Raw genomic sequence first — 6,227 nt, forward strand, 5'->3', positions numbered from 1 at the left:
CTCACCTCTTCAAAATACACCACGTCAATTTGACCTGCTGTCTGCTTTATTTCTGATAGCCATTGTTTAAAACGCAAGTAACGCATTCCACCGCCTTCAAAACGGCGCGATTGAAAATTCACGGCACCACTGAACATGTCACCACTTGCACCACGTATCGCCCACCCTGTTTTGGTACCTAGATCAAAACAAAGAATTGTATTATTCATCACGTTTATGAAGCTCTAAAGCCATATTCTGTACTCCCAATAATAACGGAGTCTCTCCAATGTTCTACGGTACCAAGGTAGAGATGCCATATATCGTTGTGGTGTTAACATAGACAATTCATAAGTCTTATTAGAAACGAACTGAGAGTTTATATGTTCACCACCCCTTATTCTTGTACCACCAAAAACCGCCCCTCCACCACTGATCCAACAATTGCCTTCATGACTTAGGTTATCTTCACTTTCTACCCAGCCCCCTAAATCACCTTTTTTGACATCACCAAAGTCTCTCAATGCACGTATGCGGTAAAGAGTATGATCATCAACTTCAATTGTTTCATCAGTAAGTTCGTATTTTTTTTCGCTACCATCAACCGACGCAATACTACCAATAATATCTTGAGAAATACGTGCATTACCAAATGCATTGGCAAATTCATGAATTGCTGCTGTACCATATACATGCGCCTGATCAAAAACATGAGCATTTCCATAAACCTTAGCTCTGCCGTAAACATGCGCATGATCATAAATTTCTGCATCACCGTAAACGTGTGCATTATCGTAAACCTGAGCATTGTTACCAACACATGCATTTTCATTAACACATGCCTTACCATAAACCTTGGCATTGCCGTAAACTCGTGCATTGCTATAAACATGTGCCTCATCGTAAATCCAACAATTACCCTCATGAGATAAGTTGCCCTCATGCTCTATAAAACCACCTAGATCCCATTGCTCGACATCTCCAAAGTCTTTTAATGCACGAATACGGTGAAGAGTTTTGCCACAAAATTTGATTATTTCATCAGTAAATTCATACTTCTTTTTAAGTATCATATCTTCCACCCCTCTCTCCTCACTTACCCTTCTTCTTACTCTTCTTATTCTTATGAGGCGGCGCTTTTACTGCTTCATCACGCTGTTTAAGCTCTTGTGTTAGTCTTTGAATTTTCTCGTCACGTTCTTTAATCTCTTGCTTCAGTTGTTTAATTTCCTCGTCGTCGCGTTCTTCAATCTCTTGCTTCAATTCTTTAATTTCCTCGTCGCGTAATTGCACATCTGCTTTTAGTGTCCGTATCTTTTCACTTTTCCGTGTAAACTCTTCTCGATACGCATCTATACTTTGTTTTAGTTCTTCAGTCTTTTGTTTAAGTTCTTTAATTTCCTTGTCACGTTCTTCAATTTCCTCGTCGTCACATTCTTCTATCTTTTGTTTAAGTTCTTTAATTTCCTTGTCACGTGATTGAACATCTGCTTCGAGTGTCATTACAACTTCACTTACATTTCTGAACGCCTTTTCATGCTCTTCAGTCTTTTGTTTCAGTTGTTTAATTTCCTCGTCACGTTCTTCAATCTCTTGCTTCAGTTGTTTAATTTCCTCGTCACGTTCTTCAATCTCTTGCTTCAGTTGTTTAATTTCCTCGTCACGTTCTTCAATCTCTTGCTTCAGTTGTTTAATTTCCTTGTCACGTTCTTCAAGATCCGCATCACATTCATCAATTGTCTGCTTGCTTTCCTTTAAATACCTAAACTCATTCTCTTTCATTTTTTTCTTAATATCTTGAACCTGCTCTTTAAGCGCCTTAACTTGGTCGCGATAATGCAATGCAATACGAAACATCACTCCGCTTAAGAGCAAAACTGAAACCACTGCTATCCATAAAATCTCATTCGAACTCATCTTTATCTCCTTTAATTTTTATGAGGGCGGTCATCATGACCAATCTGTTGTGCTTCGCATTCCATTAAAAAAAGAATGCAACAAGCCGCATGTGCCAAGTGTGATAAATCACTCTCAGCATCCTTATGCTCTCCACCAAACCATGCTAATAAATGACGTAAAGCAGCACCGTGTAACCTGCTCCAGTGCATGCCATTACGCCAATTGTTTGCTCCGTACTTCTTTGCCCCAAACTCTAAAACTTTACCAATTTCAAGCAGTGCCAACGGCGGTATAAGCTCTACACGAGGCTTACCATCATCATTCTTATGCGCTTCATTTGCATTATGTGAACACATATAAACTCTGTCGCCACCATATTCTTCAGTGCCGCAAACATATGCATTTCCATAAATCTTGGCCTTACCATAAACCACGGCATGACCGAACACCTTAGCAGCATCACAAACCTTGGCATAACCACAAACCTTGGCGTTGCCATAAACCTTGGCGCTGCCATAAACATGGATATTATCGTAAACGTAAGCATTACCAAAAACCGCAGCTTCATCACAAACCTTGGCATTGCCAAATACATGCGCATTACCACAAACCTTGGCGTTGCCATAAATCGCAGCTGCTAAAAGAACATTGGCATTCTCATAAACACGGGCATTGTCATAAACATGAGAAAAACCAAGAACCTTGGCATTGCCAAAAACACGTGCATCACCATAAACCCATGCCCTATTCCCAACCCAACAATCGCCCTCATGAGAGAGGTTGCCTTCACTCTCTACAAAACCACCAACATCACCTGCTTTAACTTTTCCAAAGCTTCTCAATGCACGAATGCGGTGAAGAGTTTTTCCAGCAAACTCAATTGTTTCATCAGTAAGTTCGTATTTCTTTTCTACAGCCATCATCACCTCCTTAAGGCTGCAAAGTCTCACGCGCGCTATCAACGCCGGAACTTTTTGCAAATGTAGTCATTGGGGGGTGTTGCTCTTGCATTAATCTCTGCAAGCGCTCGGGATAAAAAAAATCTTCTGGACGCAAATCTATCCCATGATCACGTGCATAATTTAAAAGCATAATTTGGTATTTAGCTGGAATGATGCCGCCTTTACCCTCTCGCTTTTCAAAGGGGTAAGTCCATTTATAAACAGCAGACACATGGCATTGAGAAATCAACGACACACGTTTTGCACCACCTAAATATTTTATAATCATAACTGCTGGAGTAATCATGTAATCCAAAATTTCTGTCATATATTTACGTATTACGCAAATATAAGCAAAATTTTCGTAATACGCAATATTGATTATTTAATAATTTTAAGAGAGAAAAATAAAATGGATTTTCAAAAGCTAATAAAAATGTGGATTAATGAAAAATTAAATGAAATGGGGCATGGAAGCCGTAAGGCTTTAGGGCAACATTTAGGATTGAGTCCATCATCTATTACGCGCTTATTATCGATTGATGACTCTGACTCTAAAGCCTACCGTGATATCACCGCAGAAGAGCTAGTGAAGCTACACAGTTTCTTTAAGGAGTATCCTCCGTATCCGGCTTTAAGCAAGATAGATCAAGATTTTTATGATCTATATTCGTCTTGCAATGAAGAAGAACGGAGGGCAGTTTTAGCGTTTCTTCATACTTTAATCGAATCAAAAAAGCGATAACTGCTGTTTTTTCTTCATTTGACAATTGTAAAAATTTTCTTTTGGCAGTCTTATAACCTTTCATAAAATCTCCAAATATCTATAAAAACACACTAATCTTTAGATGAATACTCATAAAATAATTTTCGTTATACGGTATTTTTATGTTGACATTACCGTAAAACGAAAATATATTCACTCCATATCTTAGAAAATAACTTTTGCCAATAGGCAGTATGGAGGCATTTGTGAATAAACCAGTGTTTATAAATTCTGATGAAATTCTCTTAGTGATGTGCGAAAATGAAGAACAAAATCTCGCTAAATCTGGTCCTTTATTAGAAGAAAAGGACATTATCAATTTTATCGACCAAACCGATAATGCTGTCCAAATTTTGCGCGTAGAACCAACGACTAATCGTTGCGAAGATATCTCTGAAGATATTGCTGAGTTTTATCTCAAACTACGTGAACAAAAGTGTTTTGATGGCAAAATACCTCACGATTTTATTCTACACAGCACAGCATACGGTTTTTTTTTAGAAGAAATCGAACAGCAGCGATATGAAGATGAAACATACGGTACTTATGAACAGCAGCACCGTTTAACTCTTTCGGATGTCATTCCAAACTACCCACATTATACATACTACAGAGGGCGTTTTTAAAAGCGCCCCCCTCTTTCCTCTTATTAAATTATCGGATGGAGTAAAATTATGAATAATCCTATCGCTATTACAAATAACACCATTAACGAAGAAAGCGTTCAGACAGTAAATGCACGTGAATTACATGTCTTTTTGGAGAGTAAACAAGATTTTTCTACTTGGATAAAAAAACGTATTATGACCTATGCTTTCCTTGATGGAAGGGACTTTATTCGCTTCCACAAAAAAATGGAAGCGAACAATGCCATAGCAGTAGAATACTATCTTACCTTAGACATGGCGAAAGAGCTTGCCATGGTCGAGCGTAATAAAAAAGGAAAGCAAGCAAGAGAATACTTTATCGAATGCGAGCGGCGTGCAAAGCAAGTTGTTACACCACAAATCGATTACTCAAGTCCACAAGTAATGTTAGGTGTATTAACTCATCTAAAAAATGAAAATGAGCGTAAAGACATCATCATTGAAGATTTAAAACCAAAAGCAATGGCTCTGGAAAGCTTGCAACGCTCTGATGGGCTCTTCAGTCTTACTGAAGCCGCTAAAGTGCTCGAAATGCAACCAAAACAATTCATTCTCTTCCTACAGAAAAAAGGATGGGTGTATCGACGCACTTTCGGGGATCGCTTATTGCCTTATCAGGATAAAATCCAAAAAGGACTAATGGATTGCTCAACCCTCACTATTCAAACCGAAAATGGAACTGAAAAAGTCATTCCTTCAGCAAAAATCACAACAAAAGGCATGGGGGTGCTGTCTCAAGAGCTTAAAAGACAAAGCATGCATTAAGAGGCTATCATTATGGAAAAGAAATATGAACTTACTGATGAAACAATCGAAGTTGGGGGCAAAACTCTCCACCGCATTCGCGCATTACGAGACTTTGGAAACGTCGAGAAAGGTGATTTAGGTGGCTATATACAAAAAGAAGACAACCTATCGCATCATGGTAATTGCTGGATTGGGGATTATGCAAAAGTCTATGGTTATGCCAAGGTTTTTGGTGATGCTAAGGTTTACGAAAATGCACAAGTTTACGGTTATGCACATGTTTACAACAATTCTCGTATTTATGGCAAAGCAGAAGTTTGCGATGAACCATGCATTTACGGTGATGCAGAAGTTTACGGTGATGCATATATTTGCGGTGAACCGCACGTTTTTGATAATGCAGAAGTTTATGGCAATGCACAAGTTTACGAAAAGGCATACATTTATGATAGGGCGCGTGTTTACGGCAATGCAGAAGTTTCCGGTGATGCGCATGTTTACGGTCATGCAAAAATTTACGGTGAAGCATGTGTATGTTGGGACGACTGGATTGATGGCGATAAAAGAATCTCAACTAGGTAACAAACCAGATGAAAAAATACGAATTTACTGATGAAAAAATTGTGTTTGATGGAAGAACTCTTCACCGAATTAGAGCATTAAGAGGCTTTGGATATGTCAAAAAAGGTGACCTCGGCGGTTTTATAGAAAAAGAGAGCAACTTAAGCCATAAGAGAGACTGTTGGATTTTTGGCAATGCACAAGTTTACGGTGATGCCAAAGTTTATGATGATGCGCGGGTTTATGGGAATGCACGCGTTTATGACAATGCACAAGTTTATGATTATGCCGAAGTTGGTGGTGCTTCTGTTCGAGATAATGCCAAGGTTTTTGACTATGCGCGGATTTATGGGAATTCTGTTATAGGGGAAAGTGTACACGTTTACGGAAATGCTAAAATTTACAATCAAGCATATATTCGCTGTCGTGTAGACATTGCTGGAAATTGTAAAATTAGTGGCTCCACCCTAATCGTAGAACGTGAGAAATAGTAACCATGAAAAAGAAATACGAACTTACTGATGAAACAATTGAGTTTGATGGATACATTACGCTTTACCGCATACGTGCATTAAAAGATTTTGGTGATGTTAAAGCAGGCGACCTTGGCGGCTTTGTAGAGTATGAAGACAATTTAAGTCAAAAAGACGATTGCTGGATTTATAATGATGCCAAGGCGTATTGTTG

At 38.7% G+C, this 6,227-nt stretch carries 9 protein-coding genes and 2 pseudogenes; 6 read left to right on the forward strand and 5 right to left on the reverse strand.

Going from position 1 to position 6,227, the window contains the following annotated elements:
• From ACFINY_RS09160 to ACFINY_RS09180, 5 genes and pseudogenes are all read right to left on the reverse strand, one after another.
• A pseudogene (locus ACFINY_RS09160) lies at positions 1-209 on the reverse strand (hypothetical protein); the annotation flags it as partial.
• A gap of 15 nt (positions 210-224) precedes the next feature.
• On the reverse strand, positions 225-1,052 hold the full coding sequence (locus tag ACFINY_RS09165; RefSeq protein ID WP_375682222.1) for a hypothetical protein: 828 nt from the start codon (positions 1,050-1,052) through the stop codon (positions 225-227).
• Positions 1,053-1,071: 19 nt separating this feature from the next.
• Positions 1,072-1,896, reverse strand: a complete 825-nt coding sequence (locus ACFINY_RS09170) for a hypothetical protein (protein WP_375701033.1) — start codon at positions 1,894-1,896, stop codon at positions 1,072-1,074.
• A gap of 11 nt (positions 1,897-1,907) precedes the next feature.
• A complete protein-coding gene (locus ACFINY_RS09175; RefSeq protein ID WP_375610982.1) occupies positions 1,908-2,234 on the reverse strand; it encodes a dATP/dGTP diphosphohydrolase domain-containing protein in 327 nt (108 codons plus the stop codon).
• Positions 2,235-2,808: 574 nt separating this feature from the next.
• Entirely contained in the window at positions 2,809-3,126 is a 318-nt protein-coding gene (locus ACFINY_RS09180) for a hypothetical protein (RefSeq protein ID WP_375668672.1), read from the reverse strand.
• 129 nt (positions 3,127-3,255) lie between these two features.
• On the opposite strand from ACFINY_RS09180, the gene ACFINY_RS09185 reads away from it, so the two are divergent.
• The 6 genes and pseudogenes from ACFINY_RS09185 to ACFINY_RS09210 form a co-directional block, all read left to right on the forward strand.
• Positions 3,256-3,564 (forward strand): hypothetical protein, encoded by a 309-nt coding sequence (locus ACFINY_RS09185; protein WP_375668670.1) that lies wholly within the window; start codon positions 3,256-3,258, stop codon positions 3,562-3,564.
• Between the two features lie 227 nt (positions 3,565-3,791).
• Positions 3,792-4,211: a hypothetical protein gene (locus tag ACFINY_RS09190; protein WP_375613784.1), complete on the forward strand. Its 420-nt coding sequence runs from the start codon at positions 3,792-3,794 to the stop codon at positions 4,209-4,211.
• Positions 4,212-4,259: 48 nt separating this feature from the next.
• The gene (locus ACFINY_RS09195) at positions 4,260-4,997 is read left to right on the forward strand and encodes an antA/AntB antirepressor family protein (RefSeq protein ID WP_375638622.1); all 738 of its coding nucleotides are present in this window, start codon (positions 4,260-4,262) and stop codon (positions 4,995-4,997) included.
• A gap of 12 nt (positions 4,998-5,009) precedes the next feature.
• A complete protein-coding gene (locus tag ACFINY_RS09200; protein WP_375612599.1) occupies positions 5,010-5,561 on the forward strand; it encodes a hypothetical protein in 552 nt (183 codons plus the stop codon).
• Between the two features lie 8 nt (positions 5,562-5,569).
• A complete protein-coding gene (locus tag ACFINY_RS09205; protein WP_375683116.1) occupies positions 5,570-6,031 on the forward strand; it encodes a hypothetical protein in 462 nt (153 codons plus the stop codon).
• A 5-nt stretch (positions 6,032-6,036) separates the two neighbouring features.
• Positions 6,037-6,227: pseudogene (locus ACFINY_RS09210) on the forward strand (hypothetical protein); the annotation flags it as partial.

Origin of the sequence: Bartonella sp. AA23NXGY (assembly GCF_042197165.1) — a bacterium.
GTDB lineage: Bacteria > Pseudomonadota > Alphaproteobacteria > Rhizobiales > Rhizobiaceae > Bartonella.

Coding starts and splice junctions, on each gene's coding strand:
- ACFINY_RS09195 (WP_375638622.1), top strand. CDS start 4,260: ATGAATAATCCTATCGCTATTACAAATAACACCATTAACGAAGAAAGC.
- ACFINY_RS09175 (WP_375610982.1), bottom strand. CDS start 2,234: ATGTGTTCACATAATGCAAATGAAGCGCATAAGAATGATGATGGTAAG.
- ACFINY_RS09185 (WP_375668670.1), top strand. CDS start 3,256: ATGTGGATTAATGAAAAATTAAATGAAATGGGGCATGGAAGCCGTAAG.
- ACFINY_RS09165 (WP_375682222.1), bottom strand. CDS start 1,052: ATGATACTTAAAAAGAAGTATGAATTTACTGATGAAATAATCAAATTT.
- ACFINY_RS09200 (WP_375612599.1), top strand. CDS start 5,010: ATGGAAAAGAAATATGAACTTACTGATGAAACAATCGAAGTTGGGGGC.
- ACFINY_RS09170 (WP_375701033.1), bottom strand. CDS start 1,896: ATGAGTTCGAATGAGATTTTATGGATAGCAGTGGTTTCAGTTTTGCTC.
- ACFINY_RS09205 (WP_375683116.1), top strand. CDS start 5,570: ATGAAAAAATACGAATTTACTGATGAAAAAATTGTGTTTGATGGAAGA.
- ACFINY_RS09180 (WP_375668672.1), bottom strand. CDS start 3,126: ATGATTACTCCAGCAGTTATGATTATAAAATATTTAGGTGGTGCAAAA.